The following is a 23,246-nucleotide window of genomic DNA, read 5'->3' on the forward strand; positions in this document are numbered from 1 at the left end:
TTTGTTTCCCGAAAATCACCAAATACTAACGGTTTTGGGTGTTGAAGGGTTCGTGTTCACCCGGCGGCCTTGGCTGTTGGCGTGATAGAGCTTGCGCCTGCTATCCAAACCGACGGTGATCCCCCGATGCGACCTTTGCCCCTGATCCAGCCGAACCCGCCGCGCCTGAGCACGATGGGCGATGACCTGCGCGGGATTGAGGAACGCGCGATCTACAGCAATGGTGGCCCGGTGGTCACCGCGTTTGAACGCGACGCGACGGATCGGCTGTTTGGCGGGCGCGGCGCATCGTTGGCGGTGTCGAACGCCACGCTCGGCCTGATGCTGGCGCTGCGCCACGGCATCGGTGCGCGTGCCGGTCGCGGGCATTATGCGCTGGTGCCCGCGCTGACCTTTGCCGCCACTGCGCAGGCCGCAGTGTGGGCCGGGCTGGTGCCGCTGATCCACGATGTCGATCCCGAAACCTGGGTTTCTGACCCGCAGGTTGAAGAGGCGCTGCTGCGCCGCCACGGTGGGCAGATCGCCGCGCTGGTGCCCTATGCCACGTTCGGGCGCAGCATCGATCTTGACCGTTACCAATGGCTGGCCCGGCGGCACGATGTCACGGTGGTGGTCGATGCCGCCGCGTCGTTGGGGTCGCAAACCGCCGATGGCCTGAATTTTGGTGCAGGCGCGGGGCTGGCGGTGGTCTATTCCATGCATGCGACCAAGACCTTTGCCACGGGCGAAGGCGGGCTGGTGCACAGCGGCGACGTGGCGCTGATCGCCGCGTTGCGACGCATGGCCAATTTCGGTTTTGACGATGCGCGCAGCGCCGAAATGCCGGGGCTGAATGCCAAGATGTCCGAAGTCGCCGGGCTGCTGGCGGGGGCCAAGCTGGCCGATATCGACCGCATCGCCAGCCACCGCGCGCACCTGGCGGCGTGTTACCGCGCCGAACTGCCCGAATTTGTGGGCCAGGCCGTGGATGACGGGCGGCAGTGTTTTCAGTTCTGGTCGGCGCTGTTGCCCGCCGCGGTTGCTTCGCAGCGCGCCGGCGTGATCGCCGCGCTGGGCGCTGCCGGGATCGGCGCCGGGCATTATTTCAGCCCGCATCTGGGCCAGCAACCGTATTTTCGCGCCACCGCGCTGATCGAACCGACCCCGGTGGCCGATGCGGTCACCGCGCGCATCCTGTCGCTGCCAATCACCGATGCCATGACCGACGCAGATGTCCGTCATGTCGCCGCGCAACTGCGCGCGGCCGTTGCCGGTCAGTCGCTTGTGCGCAACCCGGCTGCCACGCCAAAGCCTGCCCAGACCGTGCATGCGGCAGTGATCATCGGTGGCGGCCCGGCCGGCACCGCACTGCTGACCGCGGCGGCCAAGCAGGGCACGCTGGCGGCGCTGGCCGGATCGGGGCTGGTGATGGTGGAGCGTGACCGCGCACTGGGCCGGGGCAATCTGGGCAACTATGCCATCCGGTCGGATACCACGGCAGAAACCTTTTTGAGCGCGATCCGCGACAATCCCGCCGCAGAACTGGCGGCGCTGGTCGATCATCCCGCCGCGCTGGGCGTGGCGCGGCATATCGGCGCGCCCGGCGCCCCGCTGATCGAAGCGGGTGAATTGCTGGCGGTTACCGGCGAACGGCTGGGCGCGATCGTGGGCGAACACGGCGGCACCGTGCTGCGCGGCCACGAAACGCTGTCGGCACGGCAAACCGCCGATGGCCTGTGGGCGACCACGGTGGTTGCCAGTGATGGATCACAACGCGATCTGCTGTCGCGCCATATCGTAATCGCCACTGGCGGGCATATGTGTGCCGAAACCGTGCGGCAGGCGGCGATTGCCGGCGCGACGCTGGGTGATCTCGCGGGGGACCGGCTGATTACCGCCGACGCGGTGATGCGCAGCGGCGGGATGGATTCTGTGCAGGCACGACTGGCTGACGTGCGCGCGCCGCGCATTGCGGTCATCGGCGGATCGACCAGCGCCATGGCCACGGTCGTCCACTTGCTAAAGGCATCGCCCGCGCTGCCATTGGGGGCAGGGGCGATCACGCTGCTGCACCGCCGCCCGTTGCGCCCGTTCTATCCGTCGCGTGCGGCGGCGCTGGCCGATGGCTTTACCGATTTTACCGATGATGACATCTGCCCGGTCAGCGGGTTTGTCTATCGCCTGGCCGGGTTCCGGCTGGAATCGCGCGATCTGGTGATGCGCGCGCTGGCGATTGGCGGGCGGGAGCCCGATCCGCGGCTGGCGCTGTTCCGGCTGGACCAGCATGACCACGCCGCCACGCGCGCGTGCCTGGCACGGGCCGATCTGGTGATCAGCGCGACGGGATACCGCCCGCACGCGCTGCCGCTGTTCGATGCTGCCGGCGCGCCGATCGCGCTGGCCTGCAACGCGGCAAAACCGGGGCCGATGGTCGATCGCCATTGCCGCGTGCGCGACGCCGCCGGCGGGGTGGTGGATGGCGCGTTCGGCATCGGGCTGGCCGCCGGGTTTGTGCCGTGGGGGCCATTGGGTGGCGAAGCCAGCTTTCGCGGCAATGCCAACGGGCTGTGGTTGTGGCAGAACGCGGTCGGGCAGATGATTGTCGACCAGATCAGCGGCGCCGCGTTAGTGGATGAGGCGGCAGTGGATGCCGCGCCGCCGGGGCGACAGGCGGCGGCATGACCACCCACACGGCCCCTGCCATCAGCGTGGTGATGGCCGCGTACAATGGTGCGGGGCTGATCGAGGATACCATTGCCAGCGTGCTGGCCCAGACTTGCGCCGATTTTGAAGTGATCGTGTGCGACGATGCATCGACCGACGACACGCTGCAACGGCTGCGCGCGATGGCCGATCCGCGGCTGGTGGTGATTGCGGCGCCCGTCAACGGCGGGCCGGTGGTGGCGCGCAACCTGGCGTTTGCCCAGGCGCGCGGCCGTTACATTGTCGGGCTGGACCAGGATGACCTGTGCCACCCGCACCGGTTTGCAACGCAGCTGGCCTATCTTGAGACCCATCCCGACACGGTGCTGGTGGCCAGCGCGGTTGACCTGATCGAGGCCGGCACCGTGCGCCCCCCGCGCGCGCCGCTGCACACCGCCCCCGCACTGATCGACTGGCGGTTGCAATTGGGCAATCCGCTGGTGTGGTCATCGGTGATGCTGCGCGCCGAAGCGGCGCGCAGCCTTGACGTGTTTGAACGCACCGACCGCCGCTATGCCGAAGATTTCGATTTGTATCACCGCCTTGCCGCGCACGGCACGCTGGCGCGCATCGATCAGCCGCTGGTAACCTATCGCATCCACCCCGGTGGCGCGTCGCAGCGCTATACCCGGATGATGGAGGACAGTGCGACCGCCGTGCTGGTCGAGGCACACGGCGCCCTGTTCGGGCCGGCGGCGCACGACGCGGCACGGCTGGTGCTGATCCATTTCACCGCCGGGGTGCCGGTGCCCGATCAGCCCACGCTGTTGCGGCTTAACCAGGTGCTGGGCACGTTGCACGACCGGTTCATGGCCACACGCAGTGTCAGCGCGGCCGACTGCGCGCTGATCATGGATGAATATGCCCGGCTGTGGTGGCGCATGGCCGATGCCAGCGTGCGCGCGGGTGCGCTGACGCTGGATGCGGCGGCGGCGGCCTGCCCGGCAGGGTTGCGCCCGCACCATCCGGCGCCGGCGCGCGCGGCCAGTTCCGCCGCAATTGGCGCCTGGCGCGCGCTGCGGTTGCGGTGGCGGGCATCGGCGCAGTGATGGCCCTGCGATGACCAGCGACAGCAGCGCCGACAACAGCAGGTCTGGCAGCGCGGTGGCCGAACCCGCAGCTATGAGCGTGCGCGGTGCGGCGGTATGGGCGATGGCCGGGCAATACCTGGGCTTTGCGGTGCAGTTTGCGAGTTCGGTGATCATCTCGCGCTGGTTTCTCGGGCCCGCCGATCTCGGGCTCTATTCGATCGCGCTGGCGTTTGCGCTGGTCATCGCGGTGGTGCAGGATTTCGGGATGGCGCGGCATATCGCGGCGCTGCCCACGCTCGACCGCGCCGATCTGGCGCGTTGCGGGTCGGTGTCGTTGCTGTTCGCGCTGGCGCTGGCGACCGCGATTGCGCTGGCGGCGCTACCGGCGGCGCGGTTGTATCATCTGCCCGGGCTGGCGCCGATCATGCTGATCATCGCGGCCAGCTATCTGTTTTCGCCGCTGGCGGTGATGCCGCTGGCGGTGATGAGCCGCACCATGGGCTATCACGGCCATTTCGTGGTCAATCTGGGCGGCGCGGTGGTGCAGGCGGGGGTGGCGATCGGCCTGGCGTGGCATGGCTGGGGCGCGCTGTCGCTGGCCTGGGCCACGCTGGCTGGCGCCGCCGCGCGCGGGGTGATCGCGCAAACCTTGCGCCCCACGTTGCCGTGGCCGCTGCGGTTTGACGGGCTGGGGCCGATTCTGGGATCGGGATCGCGGCTCAGCCTGATCACGGTGGTTGGCGCACTGGGCGCGCGCATGCCCGATATGGTGGTCGGGCGGTTTTTGCCGCTGGGCGCGGTCGGGCTGTTTAGCCGCGGCATCGGTCTGTCGGACCAGTTCCGCATGTTGATCGCAGGCGCGGTCGGCCAGGTGTTCTTTCCCGCCTTTGCGCGTATCCGCGACCGGGGTGAACCGTTGGGGCCGGCCTATCTGCGCGTGGTGGCGGGTTATACCGCGTTGTTATGGCCGGGCATGGCCGGGCTGGCGCTGGCGGCGCGGCCAATCGTGCGGGTGTTGTATGGGCCGGCATGGGCCGGGGTGGCGCCGGTGCTGACGATGGTTGCCCTGCTGGAGGTGGTGCTGTGCGCGCTGCCGCTGCATCTTGATCTGCCGGTGCTGATGGGCCGCGCCGGGCGGCTGGTGGTGCGCAATGTGATCGACACCGTGGCCTCGGTCGGGCTGCTGGTGGCGGGGTGCCAGTGGGGGCTGAACGGCGCAGCGGCGTCGCGGCTGGTCTATGCGGCTGTATGGGTGCTGCTCTATGCGCGGCTGATGGATGATGTGGTGCGGTTTGACCGCCGCGCGCTGTTGATGGTCTATGCCAAAAGCGCGTGTGTTTCGATCGCGGCACTGGCACCGCTCGCGCTGGTCTATGCGCTGTGGCGGGCGCCGGATGCGGTTGATGCGCCGGTGCTGTTGCTGGCGGCGGTGGTGGGCGGGGTGGCGTGGCTGGTGGCGCTGCGGCTGGTGCGGCACCCGGCACTGGTGGATATTATCGCGATTGTGCAACACGTTGTGCCACTGCCGCGCTGGCTTGTGCCGGCGGCCATTTGCGCTTAGCAAACGGTCCGACATATCCCTGTCGATGATGGGTGCGCATGGCACAGGCTGCCGGTTTTGGTGCAGGCGATGACGCCGGGTTCAGCCTTGATCGCGCGCTGATGCGCGTGGCCGATGGTGACCGCGCGGCGTTTGATGCGCTGTATCATCGCACCAGCGCCAAACTGTTCGGCGTCACCCTGCGCATTCTGCCCCTGCGGCACGAAGCCGAAGAGGTGTTGCAGGATATCTATCTGTCGGTGTGGCGCCGCGCCGCGACGTTTGATCCGGCGCGCGGCAGCGCGATGACCTGGCTGATCACGCTCGCGCGCAACCGCGCGGTGGACCGCCTGCGCGGGACCGGGCGGCGGTTGACCGACCCGATCGAACTGGCCGATGCCGTGGCTGATCCTGCGCCCGATGCCGAAACGCTGGCCATTGCCGGCGATGATGCCGGGCGGCTGGGCCAGTGTCTTGACCGGCTGGATGCGGGCGACGCCCGGCTGATCCGCACGGCCTTTTTCGACGGCGCCAGCTATGCCGAACTGGCGGAACGCACCGCCCGCCCGCTGGGCACCATCAAAAGCCGTATCCGCCGCGCGCTGATCGGGCTGCGGGAGTGCCTGGCATGACGACTACCAGGTCCGATCATGATGATGACGATCTGCTGGCGGCCGAACTCGCGCTGGGTCTGCTCGATCCCGCCGATGCCGCGCGCGCGACCGCGCGGTTGGCCAGCGATCCGGATTTTGCCCGCGCGCATGACCGCTGGCTGACCTATGCCGCCGGGCTGACCGCCAGCGTGCCCGAAACCGCGCCGCCGCCGCAGGTGTGGGCGGCAATTGCCGATGCACTGCCCGCCAATGACGATGCGCCCGCCACCGGATGGCTGGCCCGTGCCGGGGTGTGGCAGGCGGCAACATTGGCGGCCAGTCTGGCCGCGCTGGTGATGGGTTTTGCCGTGTGGCAGCGGTCGGCGCCGCCGCCTGTGCCAAACGTGGTGGCGCCCGCTGCCGCGCCGCCGCTGGTGGCGGTGCTGTCGGGCACAGCGGGGGTGGTTTCGGTCGCCTATGATCCCGGTTCTGGCCGGCTGGCGTCGGTGGTTTCCGGCATTGCCGATCCGGCGCGTGCGGTGGAATTGTGGGTGATCCCGGCTGATGGTCGCCCGCGTTCGCTGGGGCTGCTGGCGCGCGACCGACCTGGCTGGCGCGTTGCGCCGGGGTCGGCGGCGCAGGCCCTGCGAGCGGGCGTGGTGCTGGCAGTGTCGCTGGAACCGGCGGGCGGATCGCCCACCGGGTTGCCCACCGGCCCGGTGATTCTGACCGGGAAACTGCAACAGGCGGGGTGATCGGCCCCCGTGGACAGCTTGCATTCATCGCGAAAACGCGACGATGTGCGCAATCGCAAGGAGAGTTTTCATGGGTCTGAACATCAACCATTTCATGCCGCTGGTCGCGCTGGCATCGGTCACCGTTGCCGCCACCCCGGCACAGGCCGCGCTGGCGGTGGGCGCCACCGCGCCAGCGGTCAGCACGCCGGCGGTGATCGCGGGCAAACAGTTCCCGTTTCATCTGGCCGATGCGCTGAAAAAAGGCCCGGTGGTGCTGTATTTCTTTCCCGCCGCGTTCACCAGCGGCTGCACGATCGAGGCGCATGACTTTTCCGACGCCACCGCGCAGTTCAGCGCGCTGGGCGCCACGGTGATTGGCCTGTCACACGATCCGATCGACAAGCTCAGCCGCTTTTCGGTGACCGAATGCCGCAACAAATTTGCCGTGGGCGTCGCCAGCAGCGCGATCATTGATGCCTATAAGGTCAAATTGCCGATCATCTCGATGTCAGACCGCACCAGCTTTGTCATCGCGCCCGATGGCAAGATCGTGTTCGTCTACAGCGCGCTGAGCGCCGAAGGCCATGTCACCAAGTCGCTGGCGGCGGTCAAGGCCTGGCGTGCCAGCCACCCGGCAAAGTGATCCGGACCGGCGCGCGTTGATCGCGCGCGCCGGAACCGCTTATTGCGGCTTTTCCATCACATACAGGCCGACATCGATCTGCCCGGTCGAAAACGCCGCCTCGCAATAGCACAAGTAGTACGCCCATAGCCGTTGAAAGCTGGCGTCAAAGCCCAGCGCGCTGATCTGGTCGTGCGCCGCTTCAAACCGGCGCCGCCATTCGGCCAGTGTGGCGGCATAGCCCTGGCCAAACTGTTCCTGATGCGACAGCACCAGCCCCGCCGCGCTGGCCTGTTCGGCCAGGATCGTGCGCGTCGGCAGCATACCGCCCGGAAAAATGTAATGCTGAATGAAATCGGGCGCGGCGCGGTAGTGCGGGAACCGGTGTTCGGCGATGGTGATCACCTGCACTACGGCGCGGCCGCCGGGGTTCAGCCGGTCGTGGATCTGGCGAAAATAGGTTGGCCACCACGCCTCTCCCACCGCTTCCAGCATTTCGATCGATACGATCCGGTCATAACTTTCGCTGACCAGCCGGTAATCCTGCAACCGCAGATCAACGCGATTGGACAGCCCGGCATGCGCGATGTGGCTTTGGCCATAGCCCAGCTGTTCGTGGCTGAGCGTGACCCCGGTGACGTGCGTGCAGGCCCGCGCCAGCCGTGCCGCCAGCCCGCCCCAGCCACAGCCGATTTCCAGCACGCGGTGGTCGGGTGCCAGATCGAGCAGTTCGGCAATCCGGTCCAGTTTCAGCGCCTGCGCGGATTCCAGCGTCTGCCCCGGGATCAGCGCCAGTGCCGATGAATAGGTCATACTGTCGTCCAGCCAGGGCCGGTAGAACGCATTGCCCAGGTCATAATGCGCGGCGATGTTGCGCCGGCTGCCCCGCAGCGAATTGCCGCGCAGGGCATGTGCCAGCTGCCGCATCAGCCGCACCGGCACCGAACCGTCGATCAGATTGTCCAGCCGGTCAAGATTGGCCGCGCCGACCGCAATCAGCCGCACCAGATCGCTGCTCGACCAATCGCCGGCAATATATCCCTCGGCAAAGCCCAGATCGCCGCGCCACAGCAGCCGGCGCAGCGCGCGCCAGTTGTGCAGCGTGATCTGGCCATGCGGGCCCGGCTCCGTCCCGGCGTGATGCACGGTCTGCCCGTCGGGCAGCACCACGCTGATACTGCCGATATGCAGCGCGGCCAGAAACCGGCGCATGCCGCGCAATACCGCGCCGGCCCGCCACGGGCGCGCGGCCTTGGCGGCAGTCGGAAACGATGCGGATGAACTTGAACTCACGGGACCTCCGGTCGTGGGGGTGAAAAGGTTACCGGCGTGGCGGGCGCCGTGCCGGGGTGGTGGTGCACAGGCACGCGTTTGATCCACAGAAGCGCCGCTTCCCACACGATGCCGGCGACGACCTTGATGGTCAGCAGCGGGTGGGTAACCGCGACGCGCAGCAGCGCGGCATCGGTCAGCGCGTGGCGTGTCGCGCGGTGAACCGCAAACAGCACCGGGCCACTGGCATCGCTGGCGGTGATCGCCACCGACAGCGCCGATCCAGGCGGGTTGACGCGAAACGCATACTGCATGTCCATCGGCAGGAACGGCGACACGTGAAAGCGCTTGGTCACGCTTTGCTGCACATCGTGCTGCGGCGATGCTGCCGGTTCGACCGCCAGCAGATAGCTGTGCCGTTCGCCAAAGGTGTTGTTCACTTCATAGCGGATCGCGGTCAGCGCGCCGGCGGGGTCGTGGCAAAACCACACCGACAGCGGGTTGAACGCGAACCCCAGCAGGCGCGGCATGGCCAGGATGCGGATCGGCCCGCCATGCGCCAGCCCGGCCTGCGCCAGCAGCGCCTCTGCCTGCGCGCGCAGGGGGCGGGCAGAGCCATCGCCATGGTCGCGGTCGTAAAAGCTGAACAGGTTGAACGCCCCGCGCGAAAACAGCCGCAGCCGCACCGCCAGCGCATCGATGTCGTCAAGATCGATCAGCAGCGAAAACAGCCGGTATTGCAACCGGTGCACGCGCGGCCGCAGCCGGTGGTGCATGACCGTGCCGATATAGAGCGCAGAGACGGTTTCGCCGCGTTGCATCATGCGGCCTCTGTGTCGATAACCACCGGCGAAACCGCTGGCGTCACGCGTATGCGGCCCGATGCGTCCGCCACCTGCCACGGACGGCTGACCCCGCCCAATGCCTCAGCCACGGCCAGCCCGGATTGCAATCCGTCTTCGTGAAAACCGGCGCCGAAATGCGCGCCGCAAAACCACGTGCTGCGCCGGCCTTGCAGGCCCCACAGTTCGCCTTGCGCGCGATCGGCGGCGAGGTCGAACACCGGGTGGTCATAGGTCACGCGCGCATGGGTCAGCGCCGGATCGGGATCGCGCAGCGGGTTCAGCGTGACGAACAGCGGCAGGCTTTCGGGCAGCCAGCCCTGCAACTGGTTCATCCAGTAGGCGACCGACAGCGTCTGGTTCCCTGACCGCCCGTTGCTGGCATAATTCCACGCTGACCACACCCGCCGCCGCTGCGGCATCAGCGCCGCATCGCTGTGCAGCACGGCCAGGTTGCGGCGATAGGAAAACGCCGACAGCACGCGGGTTTCATCGGCATCGGCATCGGCCAGCAGCGCCAGCGCATGATCGGCATGCGTGGCGATCACCACGTCGTCAAAGCGCGTGACACCGTGATCGGTGGTCAGCTCCACCCCGCCATGTCCGCCCGCGATCCGCCGGATGCGGCGCACCGGGGTGGCAATGTGGATGCGCCCGGCCAGCGGCGCGGCCAGCCGATCGACATAGCTGCGGCTGCCGCCTTCGACCGTGCGCCACGCCGGGCGCGCGCCCAGTTCCAGCAGCCCGTGGTTCTGGCAAAAACGGATGAACGCGGCGGCCGGCTGATCGGGGATCAGCGCCACCGGCGTCGACCAGATCGCCGCCGCCATGGGATAGAGATGGTCATCGCGAAACGCCGCGCTCATGCGCAACCGATCGAGATAGGCGCCCAGCGACAGTGTGCCCAAGGTGGGCAAATCGCGCGGCGCACGGCGGTAAAACCGCACCAGATCGGCCAGCATGCGCCAGAAGCGCGGGCGCAACAGGTTGCGTTTCTGCGCGAACAACCCGCCCAGATCGCTGCCCGAATATTCCAGCCGGCCGTGGTCCAGCGACACCGCAAAGCCCATGTCGGTGGCACGCGTCGCCACCCCCAGATGCGCAAACAGCGCAGTCAGGTTGGGATAGGTCGCCTGGTTGTAAACGATGAACCCGGTGTCGACCGGCTGCCCGTCGACCACCATGGTGTTGCTGTGCCCGCCGATCCGGCTGTCCGCCTCAAACACCTGGACATCGTGCTGCTGGCATAGCAGCCAGGCCGCCGACAGGCCGGAAATGCCGCTGCCGATCACCGCAATACGGCGCACGCAGCCCGGTGGCCGGGCCCCATCGGGCACAGCAGCAGGCGATGAACCTAAAGGCATCTGGTCCGCTTCCCCAAGTTTTGCGACAGCCCATGTGATCAGCTTTTCGGCTGTTTGCAACCGGTGTCGCGTATTCCTATACGTGCAGCGCGGTCCGCCGGATGCACCGGCGCGATGCATCCGTCTTGCCGATTCCAACGTAGAGCATGCCATGACATTTCTTGTGCTGACCGCGTACCTGTCCTTTGGGCTGTTTGCCGCGATGGCGCTGGCATGGGCCGTGGCGCGCCGACCGGGCGCATCGGGGATGATGGACGTGATCTGGTCTTATGCCACCGGAATGGCCGGTGCCGCCGGTGCGCTGGCGCCATGTGCGGGGGCATCCGGGCTGCGGCAGCTGCTGGTGGCAGGCCTGGCGCTGGCCTGGGGGCTGCGGCTGGGCACGCATATCTGGTGGCGCAGCCGCGGCGGGCATGATGATCCGCGCTATCTGATGTTGCGCAAGAAGTGGGGTGATGACGCCGATCGGCAGCTGTTCCTGTTTGCCGAAATCCAGGCGGTGGCCGCGCTGGTGCTGGCGCTGGTGGTGGTCACCGCCGCGCGCAATCCGGCGCCGTTTGGCCAGTGGAGCGATATGGCCGGGCTTGCGCTGCTGGTGGTGGCGGTGGTGGGCGAAGCAATCGCCGATGCGCAACTGGCAGGCTTTCGCACCCGCCCCGAAAACCGCGGCAAAGTGTGCGAGGTCGGGCTGTGGAGCGTGTCGCGCCACCCCAATTATTTCTTTGAATGGCTGGCCTGGCTGGCCTGGCCGGTGATTGCGATCGGGCCCGGCTTCTCGATCGGACCAGCGGGTACAACGCTGTGGGCCTGGGCCACGCTGGCAGGCCCGGCGTTGATCTACTGGCTGCTGGTACATGTGTCGGGCATTCCGATGGTGGAGGCGCATATGCGCCGCAGCCGGGGCGCCGCCTTTATCGACAGCCAGCGGCGCATCCGCGCGTTCTGGCCGATCCCGCGCCTGACCCCGCTGCCAGAGGCGGCGGTGCGCCGCAAATGAGCCTGCTCACCCCGTTGGTTCCGGCCGCGATCCGCGCGGTGGAGGCGACGCCTTTGCCCGATATGGTGATTCGCGCGGGGATTGCGTATCTGGTTGGCACGCGGTTGCGCGACCTGGCCGGCGCGCCCGATCAGACCGCCGCATTTGCGCGCGCGATGGATGGCTATCCCATTGCGCAACACACCGATGCGGCCAACGATCAGCATTACGAACTGCCGCCACGCTTTTTCGAACTGACGCTGGGCGCGCGGCGCAAATATTCCAGCTGTCTGTACCCAACCGGTGGCGAATCGCTGGATCAGGCCGAAGTGCTGGCACTGACCGAAACCATGGCGCACGCCGATCTGGCCGATGGACAGCGCATTCTGGAACTGGGCTGCGGGTGGGGATCGCTCAGCCTGTTCATGGCCGAACGCCTGCCGGGTGCGACGATCACCGCGGTGTCCAATTCCACCGGGCAGCGTGCACATATCATGGCGGCGGCGCGCGCGCGCGGGCTGACCAACCTGACCGTGATCACCGCAGACATGAACACGTTTGATCCGGGTGCGCGGTTCGACCGCGTGGTGTCGGTCGAAATGTTTGAACACATGGCCAATTGGCGGGCGCTGCTGGCGCGGGTGCATGGCTGGCTGGAACCCGATGGCCGCTTGTTCATCCATGTGTTCACCCACCGCAACCAGCCCTATCGGTTTGACACCACCGACCCGACCGACTGGATTGCGCAGCATTTCTTTACCGGCGGGATCATGCCCAGCCACGATCTGATCGCGCAATTTCCCGACTTGTTTGCGGTTGAGGCGCAATGGCGCTGGTCGGGGGAACACTATGCCCGCACCGCGCGCGACTGGCTGGCGCGGTTTGACGCCAACCGTGCCGAGATCGATGCGCTGCTGGTGCAGGTCTATGGCACAAAGGCCAGACTGTGGGCGCGGCGCTGGCGGCTGTTCTACCTCGCCACCGAGGGATTGTTTGGGCATTCCGGCGGCCGCGAATGGGGTGTCAGCCACTATCGCCTGATTCGCGCCCTGCGCTGAATCGGACGCCCTGATTGCCCTAAAGGGCAATTCCACAGATTGGTCTTCGCCAAAACCCCGCGTGCCGTAGCGGCATATGGCGCCTGCGCTCAGCCATCTCGCGATGGGCCGGACGCTGACCTGCGTGCTGCATTGCAATATTGCCAAGTGGCTGATGTTAGGGTTCAATGGTTTGAAAATAAAACGGGGGAGTGATTCGGTGATGCTTGAAGCGCAGACGTCTGCTTCTGACGCCGATCCCCAATACAATCCGGTCTTGACCCGCGAAGACTGGGAAACCGTGCGCGCGTCGGTCATTGCCGACCCCGGCGTCTATCACGGCGACATTGCCGCGCGCACGATTCACTGGTTTGTGGCCGACCTTGGTGATCAAGGCGCGTGGATCACCCGCGGCGCCGACGGTCGCTGGACCGGGTGGGATGCGCAGACCGGCGCCGGCCTGACCGCTGACCTGCCGGACAGCTTTGCCCCGTGGACCCAGGCGTTTGACCGTTCGACCCCGCCGCACTGGCGCTGGTTTGTCGGTGGCCGCACCAATGCCGCGTTCAACGAGGTTGATCGCCACGTGCTGGCCGGCCACGGCGATGAAGCGGCGCTGGTTTTCGAAGGCGACCGCTGGGACATGGCGGCCGATGGCGGGCGCGGCGCGCCGGTCGATTGTTTTACCGTGTCGCGCAAACGGCTGCTGCTGGAAAGCGCGAAGTGTGCGGTGGCATTGCAGGCGCTGGGGCTGAAGGCGGGCGACCGCATCGCGCTGAATATGCCAAGCATCGTGCCGCAGATCTTCTGGACCGAGGCGGCAAAACGGCTGGGCGTGGTCTATACCGCCGTGTTCGGCGGGTTCAGCGACAAGACGCTGTCCGACCGCATTGCCGACGCCGGCGCGCGGGTGATCGTGACGTCGGACGGCAGTTATCGCAACGCACAAGTTGCTGCGTTCAAGACCGCCTATACCGATCCCGCGCTCGACAACTATGTTCCGGTGGCGACCGCGCTGGCGGTGCTGGATGCGACCGATCTGGGGCTGGGCGATGCCGATGCCGCGCTGATCCGTGCGACCGTTGCCGAAACATTGGCAGGCGAAGTCACGGTCGAACGCTCCGATGTCATGCGCGGGGTTGGCCGCGCGCTGATCGTGCTGGGGGCAGAGGGCCGCATCGCCACGAGCGATGCCGCGCGCATCCGGTTGGCGATTGCATCGGCGCTGGTCACGCTGCCGCCGCGGGTTGATACCGTGATCGTGGTGCAGCACACCGCGCAGCCCGATATCGTGTGGCGCGCCGAACGCGACCGGTGGAGCCACGAACTGACTGACCAGGCGCTGGCGACGATCCTGGCCAATGCGCGCGCCGCCGGGTTTGCGGTGGCCGATGAAGCGGCGCTGCTGGCGCTGCCCGATGGCGAATTTGTCCGTGCGGTCTGGGCCACATCGCGGCCGCTGCCGGTTGATGCCGAATTTCCGATGTTTTTCATCTACACCTCGGGCTCGACCGGAAAGCCCAAGGGGATCGTGCACGTCCACGGCGGCTATACCGCGGGCATTGCCCATACCATGGCGGTGGCGTTTGACGCGCGGCCCGGCGATACGATCTTTGTGGTGGCCGATCCGGGCTGGATCACCGGGCAAAGCTATCAGATTTCGGCGGCACTGACCACGCGGGTGACCACGGTGATTGCCGAAGGATCGCCGGTGTTCCCGCACGCCGGGCGCTTTGCGTCGATGATCGAACGCCATCGGGTGACGATTTTCAAGGCCGGGGTGACCTTTCTGAAATCGGTGATGTCCGACCCGTCGAACCTGGCCGAGCTCGAACGGTACGACATGACGTGCTTGCGGGTCGCGACATTCTGTGCCGAACCGACCTCGCCATCGGTGCAGGCGTTTGGCATGGACCATGTCACGCCGCACTATATCAACAGCTATTGGGCGACCGAGCACGGCGGCATCGCCTGGACTCATTTTTACGGCAACCGCGCCTATCCGCTGCGGCCCGACGCGCATACCTATCCATTGCCGTGGATCGTGGGCGATGTGTGGGTCGAAGATGCCGATGCGCCGGCGCAGGGTGCCGCCTTTGCGCGTGGCGACGCCGGCGGCGTGCCGTGGCGACCAGCCGAACTGGGCGAAAAGGGCGAAATCGTCATCGCTGCGCCCTATCCTTATCTGGCGCGCACGATCTGGGGCGATCTGGCGAATTTCCAGGTGGCCGATGGCAGTGTTGCGCCCGCCTGGCACGGCGATGCGGGACGTTGGGAATCGGGGTACTGGACACGGTGGCAGGGCACCTGGGCCTATACCCAGGGCGATTTCGCCATCCGGCATGACGATGGGTCGTTTTCGCTGCACGGCCGCAGCGATGACGTGATCAACGTATCCGGCCACCGCATGGGCACCGAAGAGATCGAGGGCGCAGTGCTGCGCGACAAGACGCTCTATCCGGATTCGCCGGTGGGCAACGTGCTGGTGGTGGGTGCGCCGCACCGCGAAAAGGGGCTGACCCCGCTGGCCTTTGTGGTGCCGGTGGCCGGGCGCAAGCTGACCTATGAAGACCGGCGGCGGCTGTTCGATCTGGTGCGCACCGAAAAGGGCGCGGTGGCGGTGCCGGCCGACTTTATCGAGGTGTCGCAATTCCCCGAAACCCGCAGCGGCAAATATATGCGCCGCATGGTGCGCGCGCTGGTCGAAGGCGGCGACGTGGGCGATGTGACCACGCTGCGCAATCCCGACAGCCTGACCGAACTGAAACGCGCGATCGATGACTGGCAGCGCAAGCAGCGCTTGTCAGAGGAACAATCGCTGTTCGAACGCTATCGCTATTTCCTGATCCAGTACAACACCGTGGGCGCAGGCCAGCGCGTGGCCACGGTCACCGTCACCAACCCGCCGGTCAACGCGCTGAACGAACGCGCGATCGACGAACTGGTGATCGTGGTCGACCATCTGGCGCGCAAGGACGATGTGGTCGCGGTGGTGTTCACCGGGGCGGGATCATCGTCGTTCGTCGCCGGTGCCGATATCCGCCAGATGCTGGAAGAAGTGCACACGCTGGATGAAGCCTTCGTGCTGCCCAACAATGCGCAGCTGGCGTTCGCGCGGATTGAGGCGATGGGCAAGCCGTGCGTGGCCGCGGTGCAGGGCGTGGCGCTGGGCGGGGGCATGGAATTTGCGCTGGCGTGCCATTACCGCATTGCCGAAACCACCGCGCGGTTCGGCCAGCCCGAAATCCGTTTGCGGCTGTTGCCCGGCTATGGCGGTACGCAACGGTTGCCGCGGCTGCTGGGCGAAAAGCATGGCGATGTGGGCGTGCGCGATGCGCTGGACCTGATCCTGGGCGGGCGCAGCATCGATGCCGAGGCGGCGTATGGCATCGGGCTGATCGATGAACTGGCGCAAGGGTCGCACGATGCGCTGGCGCAGGCGCATGCGGCGGTGCGCGATTTCGTGCGGCACGGTGCAAACAGCGCGCTGGGCGCCGCCTTTGCCGCGCGGCAGGCGATGACCGCGCGCTGGGCGGCCCCCGCCAAGACCGATCTGGATGCGGTGCTGGCCGATCCGTTCCTGCAGACGATCCTGCACCAGCTCGACTGGGCCGGGCGCGGCACAGCCGGCGCGCGCGCGATCGATGCGGTGCGCACCGGGCTGACCCAGGGCATGGCCGCCGGTCTGGCGCGCGAAGCCGCGCTGTTTGCCGAGGCGATTGTCGACCCCGATGGCGGCAAGACCGGCATCCGCCAGTTCATGGACAAAGTCAGCCCGCCGCTGCCGGTGCGCCGCGACGGGGTGTGGATCGACGCCGAACACGCCAGCCGTGGCGCCGCGCTGGAGGCGAGCGGCGATCTGCTGCCCGTCGGCGCGCCGTTCTATCCCGCCGTCACGCCGATCCCGGAATGGCAATATGCGTTCGGCATTGCGCGCGATCCCGTGACCGGCGCGCCGCGCTTTGGCCCGCCGGCGACGCACGAACGCGAACTGATCGTCAAAGTGCCGGAACCTGCGCCCAACGAAGCGCTGCTGTACATGCTGACCAGCGAGGTCAATTTCAACGATATCTGGGCGCTGACCGGCATCCCGGTGTCTCCATTCGATTCGCACGAGCAGGATGTGCAGATCACCGGATCGGGCGGGATCGCGCTGGTCGCCGCGCTGGGCAGCGAAACCCGTGCGGAGGGCCGGGTGAAGGTCGGCGATCTGGTCACGGTCTATTCGGGCACCAACGCGCTGCTGTCACCGCAGGTTGGCAATGACCCGATGTTCGCCGGGTTTGCCATCCAGGGCTATGAAACCGAAACCGGCAGCCATGCGCAGTTCCTGACTGTGCAGGCGCCGCAGATGCACCCGCTGCCGCCCGATCTTACGCTGGAACAGGCGGGCAGCTATGTGCTGAATCTGGGCACGATTTCGCGCTGCCTGTTCACCACGCTGCAGATCACCCCGGGCAAGACGCTGTTTGTCGAAGGTGCTGCGACTGGCACCGGGCTGGATGCATTGCGCAGTTCGGTGCGCACCGGGTTGCAGGTGACCGGGCTGGTTTCCAGCGCCGAACGCGCGGCGTTCATCACCGGCCAGCAGGGCGCGGCGGGCGCGATCAACCGCCGCGATCCGCGCTTTGCCGCGCTGTACACCACCGTTCCCGAAGACGCCGAGGCGGCGCGCGCGTGGGAGGCTGCGGGTGACGTGCTGGTCGCCGAATACGAGGCTCTGAATGGCGGCCGGCGCGCCGATTACGTGGTCAGCCATGCCGGCGAAACCGCGTTTCCGCGCAGTTTCCAACTGCTGGCGCCGGGCGGCACGCTGGCGTTTTATGGCGCGTCTTCCGGCTATCATTTCAGCTTTATGGGCAAACCCGGTGCGGGATCGCCGGAAGACATGCTGCGCAAGGCCGAATTGCGCGGCGGTGAGGCGGTGTTGATCTATTACGGCCCCGGTTCGACCGACTTGCTCGATGCGACCGGCCTCGAATTGATTGAGGCGGCGCGGCGGTTCAACGCGCGCAGCGTGGTGGCGACCACCACCGACGGCCAGCGCGAATTCCTGCAATCGCTCGGCCTGGAAGACACCATTGCCGGGATCGTGAGCCTGGAGGGTATTCAGCGCCGCGAAGGCGACAATTTCGTGTGGCCGGCGACAATGCCGCGCCTGCCCGATGCCAAGGCCGATATCGAAGTGTTCAAGGCGGCAGTGCGCGATTACCAGGACCGCGTGATGAAGCCGTTCGGCAATGCCGTCGGCCGCATCTTGCGATCACCCGACAATCCGCGCGGCGCGCCCGACCTGATTTTCGAACGGGCGGGGCAAGATACGCTGGGGGTTTCCACGTCGCTGGTCAAACCGTTCACCGGCCGCGTGGTCTATGCCGAGGATCTGACCGGGCAGCGGTTCACGTTTTATGCCCCGCAAGTGTGGACGCGCCAGCGCAAGATCCTGATGCCGACTGCGTCGATCCTGGGCACGCATCTGTGCAACGCGTTTGAAGTGGCGCGGATGAACGACATGATCGCCGCCGGATTGCTGGAAGTGACCGAACCGCTGGTGGTGCCGTGGGACGGTTTGCCAGAGGCACACCAGGCAATGTGGGAAAACCGCCATTCGGGCGCGACGTATGTGGTCAATCATGCCTTGCCCGCGCTGGGCCTGCGCAGCCGTGACGCACTGCTGGAAGCCTGGGCGACGCAAAGCGTCGCTGAATGAAAGCAAGGCCGACACAGAGCGCCGCTGACCAAACATAACGCTGGCGCAAAGTGTTGTTGAAATAAGAGAACTGCCGACAAAAACGCATAAATTCAGGGGATACAGGAACGATGGCAAAGGCAGTGAAACAGGCTGGTCCCGACGCAACCGGCCGGCTGGCAGGCAAGATCGCCGTCGTGACCGGCGCCGCCGGCAACCTGGGCGGGCATATCGTGCGGCACTACCTGCGCGAAGGTGCGACCGTGGTAATGACCGGACGCACGCTGGACCGGTTGAACGCCGCCGCCGATGCCTTGCGCATCGAAGCCGGGGTAGAACCGGCGCGACTGGCCACCGTGGTGCTCGATGGCGCCGATGCGCAATCTGTGCGCGACGGGATTGCCGAAGTGGTGGCGAAGTTTGGCCGCATCGACATCCTGGTCAACAATGCCGGATCGGCCGGGCCGAAACAGCCGATCGAACAGCTGCCGTTTGATGCCGCCGAACTGGCCGAACAGCGCAAGCGCGGATCAACCGACACCGAAACCGTTGGCGATGCCATGCGCAACATTCTGGGCGTGGCGTGGAATCTGGCGCGCACCGCCGCCCCGGCGATGGGCGAGGGCGGTTCGATCATCAACGTTTCGACGATCTTTTCGCGCACGGTCTATTACGCGCGCGCGGCCTATGTCGTGCCAAAGGCGGCGATGAACGCCTGGTCGCGCGAACTGTCGCTGGAACTGGGGCCACGCGGCATCCGCGTCAATCTGGTGTTTCCCGGCCCAATCGAAGGCGAACGCATCCGTTCGGTGTTCGCCACCATGGACAAGCTGCGCGGCGATGAGCCCGGCACCACCGCCAACCAGTTTTTCGACACCATGTCGCTGGAACGCAGCACCGGCGGCAAGCCCAAGGCCAAGACTTTTCCGGTGCCCGAGGATATCGCCGCAACGTGCGTATTTCTCGGCAGCGACGAATCCGCCAGCTATAACGGCCACGATTTTGAAGTGACGCACGGCATGAGCCTGCGCAAGGAATCGCGGTCGGTATTTCTGACTCGCCCGGCCATGCGGTCGATTGACGGGGTGGGCCTTGCGATACTGATCGCGGCGGGCGATGATTGGGACGATGCGCTGGAAATTGCGCGCGTGCAGATTGCCTCTGGCGCCACTGTGCTGCTGGGGCTGTCGCGCCAGGCCGATGTGGCGATTGCGCAGGCGCGCGCCAAGGCCGCCGGGATCGGCGATGCGCTGACAGTGGTGCGGTTCAGCCGCACGCAGCCCGCGACGATGGAGGCCGCGCTGGCCGCCTATGGCGAAGACCATGCGCCGCTGACCGGTGCGATTTTCATGCCGATGCTGGCACCCGGTGAACTGGTGGGCAATCTGGTCAGCGCGTCTGACCAGGATGTCGAACGGTTCATGGATGCCGAACTGGCCGGTGCGATTGCGCTGGCGCGCACGCTCAGCCGCTATTGGAAACAGCATGATCAACTGCTGCAGAACCCGCGCTTTCTGTTCATGTCCAACCCCACCGATGGCAAGGGCGATGTCTATGCGCAGGTGCTGCGCGCGGCGACCGAACAGCTGGTGCGCATCTGGCGCGACGAATCCGAAGTGGACGTGGCGCATGGCCGCCGCCGGTTGACCGAATGGGGCAACCAGATGGTGCGCTTTACCAATGCGGAGCCGGAAAACACGCGCTTTACCGCCGGCCATGCCGCGCGCGTGCTGATCAAGGAAAGCAAGATTGCCGAAGTCACGCTGTACCTGCCCACCAGCATCGGCGATGCCACCGGCGCGCGCAAGGCGATGCCCGGTTTCAGCGAAAACATCACCGGGCTGCACCTGGGCAAAGTCGCGCTGATCACCGGTGGTTCGGCCGGCATCGGCGGGCAGATCGCCCGGCTGCTGGCGCTGGCCGGGGCCAAAGTGATGATCGTGGCGCGGCGCGAAAGCGAGCTTGCGGTCGCGCGCGCGCGCATCGTCAGTGAGCTGGAGGATATCGGTTTTGCCGGGGTCGAACGCCGCGTGCAGACCATGGCCGGGCTGGATGTCAGCAACCTGGCCTCGCTGAAAAACGCGGTTGACGCCACGATCAAGGCGTTTGGCCGGATCGATTACCTGATCAACAACGCCGGGGTCGCCGGCGCCGAGGACATGGTGGTCGATATGAGCCTGGATGCGTGGAACTACACGCTCGATGCCAACCTGATTTCCAATTTCGTGCTGATGCACCACGTCGTGCCGCTGATGAAGGCGCAAGGGTCGGGCTATGTCCTGAACGTATCGTCGTATTTCGGCGGGCAAAAAAACCTGGCGGTCGCCTATCCCAACCGCGCCGATTACGCGGTGTCGAAATCGGGGCAGCGGGCCATGGTCGAATCGATGTCGCGCTATCTGGGGCCAGAAGTGCAGTTCAACGCCATCGCCCCCGGGCCGGTCGATGGCGACCGGTTGGCGGGCACGGCCGGCCGGCCAGGGTTGTTCGACCGGCGTGGCAAGCTGATCCTGGAAAACAAGCGGCTGAATGCGATCCACGCCGCGGTGGTCAAGGCGTTGCGCCGCGGCAGCCGGGTAGAGGCACTGCTGAACCGGCTGGCGCGCAACGACACCGTGCGCATTTCACACGATACCGACAACCCGCGCGAACTGCGCGATCTGGCGCTGGCCTGCGCACGCGAAGGCGACGGGGTGTGCAGTTGGGACCAATATCTGATGACCCCGGAAATTGCCGCGCGGCTGGTGTCGCGGTTGCGCGGGGGTGGCTATTTCCTCGATGCACCCGGCTGGTCCGATCGCGCGGACACGCTGGAGGACAACCGCAGCTGGCTGTTGAAAGTGCCGCCCGCCGACGTGCCGTTCCTGCCGGCCGCGGCGATCGCCACAGAGGCGGGCAAAGTGGGCAAGGGCGTGCTGTCGCAGCTGTACCTGGGCAAAATGCCCACCGAAACCGACGTGGCGCAGGCCACGGTGTTCTTCCTGGCCGATCGTGCGGTCAGCGGCGAAACCTTCATGCCGTCGGGCGGGCTGAGCGTTGAACGGTCGACCACCGAACGCGAACTGTTCGGCAGCCCGAACCAGGAACGGCTGGACCAGATGCGCGGCCGCACGGTGTGGATCATTGGCGAACATCTGGTGGATTTTCTGGCCGAAACCGCGCGACAGTTCATCACCGAATGCCATGTCGCGCGCGTCGTGCTGCTGACGCGGACCGAGGCCGGGTTTGCCGCTGTGCGCGATGCGCTGGCGGACATCGCCGATGCCCCGCTCGAATCGATCCTGCTGGATGACGGGGTGGAATCGGCGATGGATGCGGCGCTGCTGCGCTGGGGCCGCCCGACTACGGTGCTGTCCACCGCGCTGGAGGCGCTGCCGACGCGGCTGTTCCAGACCGACGCGCTGCTGACGCCCGAAGAATTCCGCGCGGTGGTGGCCGACAACCTGACCGCGCAGTTCCGCGTCGCGCGCAAGGCATCGTTGTATGATGATTGCCAGCTGGTGCTCGCCTCTCCCGATGTGCCGATGGGGGACAAGAGCCCGGCGTTTGCGCTGGCGAATTTCATCAAGACCACGCTGCATGCCTTCACCGCCACGCTGGCGGTGGAAAACGAACGGCTGGTGCACAATGTCCCGGTCAACCAGATCAACCTGACCCGGCGCGTGCGATCGGAAGAACCGCGCGATCTGGAAGAACATCTGGAAGAGGTCAAACGGTTCACCCGCGCGGTGCTGCTGGTGGGCGCGCCGCTGCCCGATGCGGAAGATTCGCGCTATCGCGCGCGCATCTACCGCGGCATGTCGATGACGGTATGACGACGTATCTGGCCTTTGAAAAACCGATCGAGGCGCTGGTCGCCAGCGCCGCGCAATTGCGCGCGTCCGGCGGGCACGAAGCCGAAGCCGCGATGCTGGACGAACGCGCACAGCGCCAATTGGCCGATGTCTATGCCCGGCTGACCCCGTGGCAGCGCACGCAGGTCGCGCGTCATCCCGCGCGCCCGCATTTTGCGCATCTGGTGGCCGGGCTGTTCGATGACTTCGTGGCGCTGGGCGGTGACCGCCGCTATGGCGATGACCGGGCGATCATTGGCGGGTTTGCCCGGTTCGAAGGGCGCCGGGTAATGGTGATCGGCCATGCCAAGGGCGAAGATACGGCGTCGCGGCTGACCCACAATTTCGGCATGGCGCGGCCCGAAGGCTATCGCAAGGCGATCCGGCTGATGGATATGGCCGACCGTTTCGGCCTGCCGGTGATCACGCTGGTGGATACCCCGGGCGCGTTTCCCGGCGTCGATGCGGAGGCGCGCGGCCAGGCCGAAGCGATCGCGCGCTGCACCGAAAAATGCCTGGCACTGGGCGTGCCGATGGTCGCGGTTATCGTGGGTGAGGGCGGATCGGGCGGCGCGGTCGCGCTGTCATCGGCCAACCGCGTGCTGATGTTCGAACACGCGATCTATTCGGTGATTTCGCCCGAAGGCTGTGCATCGATCCTGTGGCGCGGCGCCGATCGCGCGCCCGATGCGGCCGAAGCAATGAAGATCACTGCCGCCGATCTGCTGCGGCTGGGGGTGATCCACCGCATCGTCTATGAACCGACCGGCGGCGCGCACCGCGATCATGACGAAGCGATCCGCCGCCTGGCGATGGCGCTGCGCACCGAAATCGATGCCCTGGCGCACCAGTCGCCCGAAGACCTGCGCGCCGAACGGGCGAAATTCTTTCTGGAACTGGGCACCTGGTAACACCGCGCGGCGCGTGATCAGGGTCTTGGCGCGGCTTCGGCCAGGCCGGCGCCAACCCTTGCGCGCCAGCGTAGCCTGGTCCGCGCCCGCGCGACGATCAGCGGCGATATCGCGGTG

At 66.6% G+C, this 23,246-nt stretch carries 14 protein-coding genes; 11 read left to right on the plus strand and 3 right to left on the minus strand.

Annotation, left to right across the window (positions count from 1 at the left end; genetic code table 11):
• The first annotated feature begins 126 nt into the window (after positions 1-126).
• The 6 genes from ABWP89_RS04360 (at position 127) to ABWP89_RS04385 (ending at position 7,226) form a co-directional block, all read left to right on the plus strand.
• The gene (locus ABWP89_RS04360; protein WP_353227498.1) at positions 127-2,661 is read left to right on the plus strand and encodes a DegT/DnrJ/EryC1/StrS family aminotransferase; all 2,535 of its coding nucleotides are present in this window, start codon (positions 127-129) and stop codon (positions 2,659-2,661) included.
• The gene (locus ABWP89_RS04365) at positions 2,658-3,731 is read left to right on the plus strand and encodes a glycosyltransferase family 2 protein (protein ID WP_353227500.1); all 1,074 of its coding nucleotides are present in this window, start codon (positions 2,658-2,660) and stop codon (positions 3,729-3,731) included. Before ABWP89_RS04360 ends, ABWP89_RS04365 begins: the two co-directional genes overlap by 4 nt.
• 10 nt (positions 3,732-3,741) lie before the next feature.
• A complete protein-coding gene (locus ABWP89_RS04370) occupies positions 3,742-5,274 on the plus strand; it encodes an oligosaccharide flippase family protein (protein WP_353227501.1) in 1,533 nt (510 codons plus the stop codon).
• Positions 5,275-5,312: 38 nt separating this feature from the next.
• Positions 5,313-5,885 (plus strand): sigma-70 family RNA polymerase sigma factor, encoded by a 573-nt coding sequence (locus tag ABWP89_RS04375; protein WP_353227502.1) that lies wholly within the window; start codon positions 5,313-5,315, stop codon positions 5,883-5,885.
• The gene (locus tag ABWP89_RS04380; RefSeq protein ID WP_353227503.1) at positions 5,882-6,601 is read left to right on the plus strand and encodes an anti-sigma factor; all 720 of its coding nucleotides are present in this window, start codon (positions 5,882-5,884) and stop codon (positions 6,599-6,601) included. The genes ABWP89_RS04375 and ABWP89_RS04380 overlap by 4 nt, the downstream gene beginning before the upstream one ends.
• Before the next feature lie 70 nt (positions 6,602-6,671).
• Positions 6,672-7,226: a peroxiredoxin gene (locus ABWP89_RS04385; RefSeq protein WP_353227504.1), complete on the plus strand. Its 555-nt coding sequence runs from the start codon at positions 6,672-6,674 to the stop codon at positions 7,224-7,226.
• A gap of 39 nt (positions 7,227-7,265) precedes the next feature.
• Here the strand turns inward: ABWP89_RS04385 and ABWP89_RS04390 are convergent, their stop codons facing one another.
• From ABWP89_RS04390 to ABWP89_RS04400, 3 genes are read right to left on the minus strand one after another with little or no spacing between them, the layout of a single operon-like run.
• A complete protein-coding gene (locus ABWP89_RS04390) occupies positions 7,266-8,498 on the minus strand; it encodes a class I SAM-dependent methyltransferase (protein WP_353227505.1) in 1,233 nt (410 codons plus the stop codon).
• Positions 8,495-9,301: a DUF1365 domain-containing protein gene (locus tag ABWP89_RS04395; protein ID WP_353227507.1), complete on the minus strand. Its 807-nt coding sequence runs from the start codon at positions 9,299-9,301 to the stop codon at positions 8,495-8,497. Before ABWP89_RS04395 ends, ABWP89_RS04390 begins: the two co-directional genes overlap by 4 nt.
• Positions 9,298-10,626 carry an NAD(P)/FAD-dependent oxidoreductase gene (locus ABWP89_RS04400; RefSeq protein ID WP_353227508.1) on the minus strand — a complete coding sequence of 443 codons (1,329 nt, stop codon included), beginning with the start codon at positions 10,624-10,626 and terminating at the stop codon, positions 9,298-9,300. The genes ABWP89_RS04395 and ABWP89_RS04400 overlap by 4 nt, the downstream gene beginning before the upstream one ends.
• Before the next feature lie 208 nt (positions 10,627-10,834).
• Here ABWP89_RS04400 and ABWP89_RS04405 point away from each other — a divergent pair, with 208 nt between their 5' ends.
• The 5 genes from ABWP89_RS04405 to ABWP89_RS04425 all read left to right on the plus strand — a co-directional run bounded on the left by ABWP89_RS04405 (position 10,835) and on the right by ABWP89_RS04425 (position 23,129).
• The gene (locus ABWP89_RS04405) at positions 10,835-11,680 is read left to right on the plus strand and encodes a DUF1295 domain-containing protein (protein ID WP_353227510.1); all 846 of its coding nucleotides are present in this window, start codon (positions 10,835-10,837) and stop codon (positions 11,678-11,680) included.
• Positions 11,677-12,717: an SAM-dependent methyltransferase gene (locus tag ABWP89_RS04410; RefSeq protein ID WP_353227511.1), complete on the plus strand. Its 1,041-nt coding sequence runs from the start codon at positions 11,677-11,679 to the stop codon at positions 12,715-12,717. Before ABWP89_RS04405 ends, ABWP89_RS04410 begins: the two co-directional genes overlap by 4 nt.
• A gap of 202 nt (positions 12,718-12,919) precedes the next feature.
• Positions 12,920-18,406, plus strand: a complete 5,487-nt coding sequence (locus tag ABWP89_RS04415; RefSeq protein WP_353227513.1) for an AMP-binding protein — start codon at positions 12,920-12,922, stop codon at positions 18,404-18,406.
• Between the two features lie 110 nt (positions 18,407-18,516).
• The gene (locus tag ABWP89_RS04420; protein ID WP_353227514.1) at positions 18,517-22,200 is read left to right on the plus strand and encodes an SDR family oxidoreductase; all 3,684 of its coding nucleotides are present in this window, start codon (positions 18,517-18,519) and stop codon (positions 22,198-22,200) included.
• Positions 22,197-23,129 (plus strand): acetyl-CoA carboxylase carboxyltransferase subunit alpha, encoded by a 933-nt coding sequence (locus ABWP89_RS04425; RefSeq protein WP_353227516.1) that lies wholly within the window; start codon positions 22,197-22,199, stop codon positions 23,127-23,129. The genes ABWP89_RS04420 and ABWP89_RS04425 overlap by 4 nt, the downstream gene beginning before the upstream one ends.
• The last annotated feature ends 117 nt before the right edge of the window (positions 23,130-23,246 follow it).

This window comes from Novosphingobium sp. (assembly GCF_040398825.1).
GTDB lineage: Bacteria > Pseudomonadota > Alphaproteobacteria > Sphingomonadales > Sphingomonadaceae > Novosphingobium.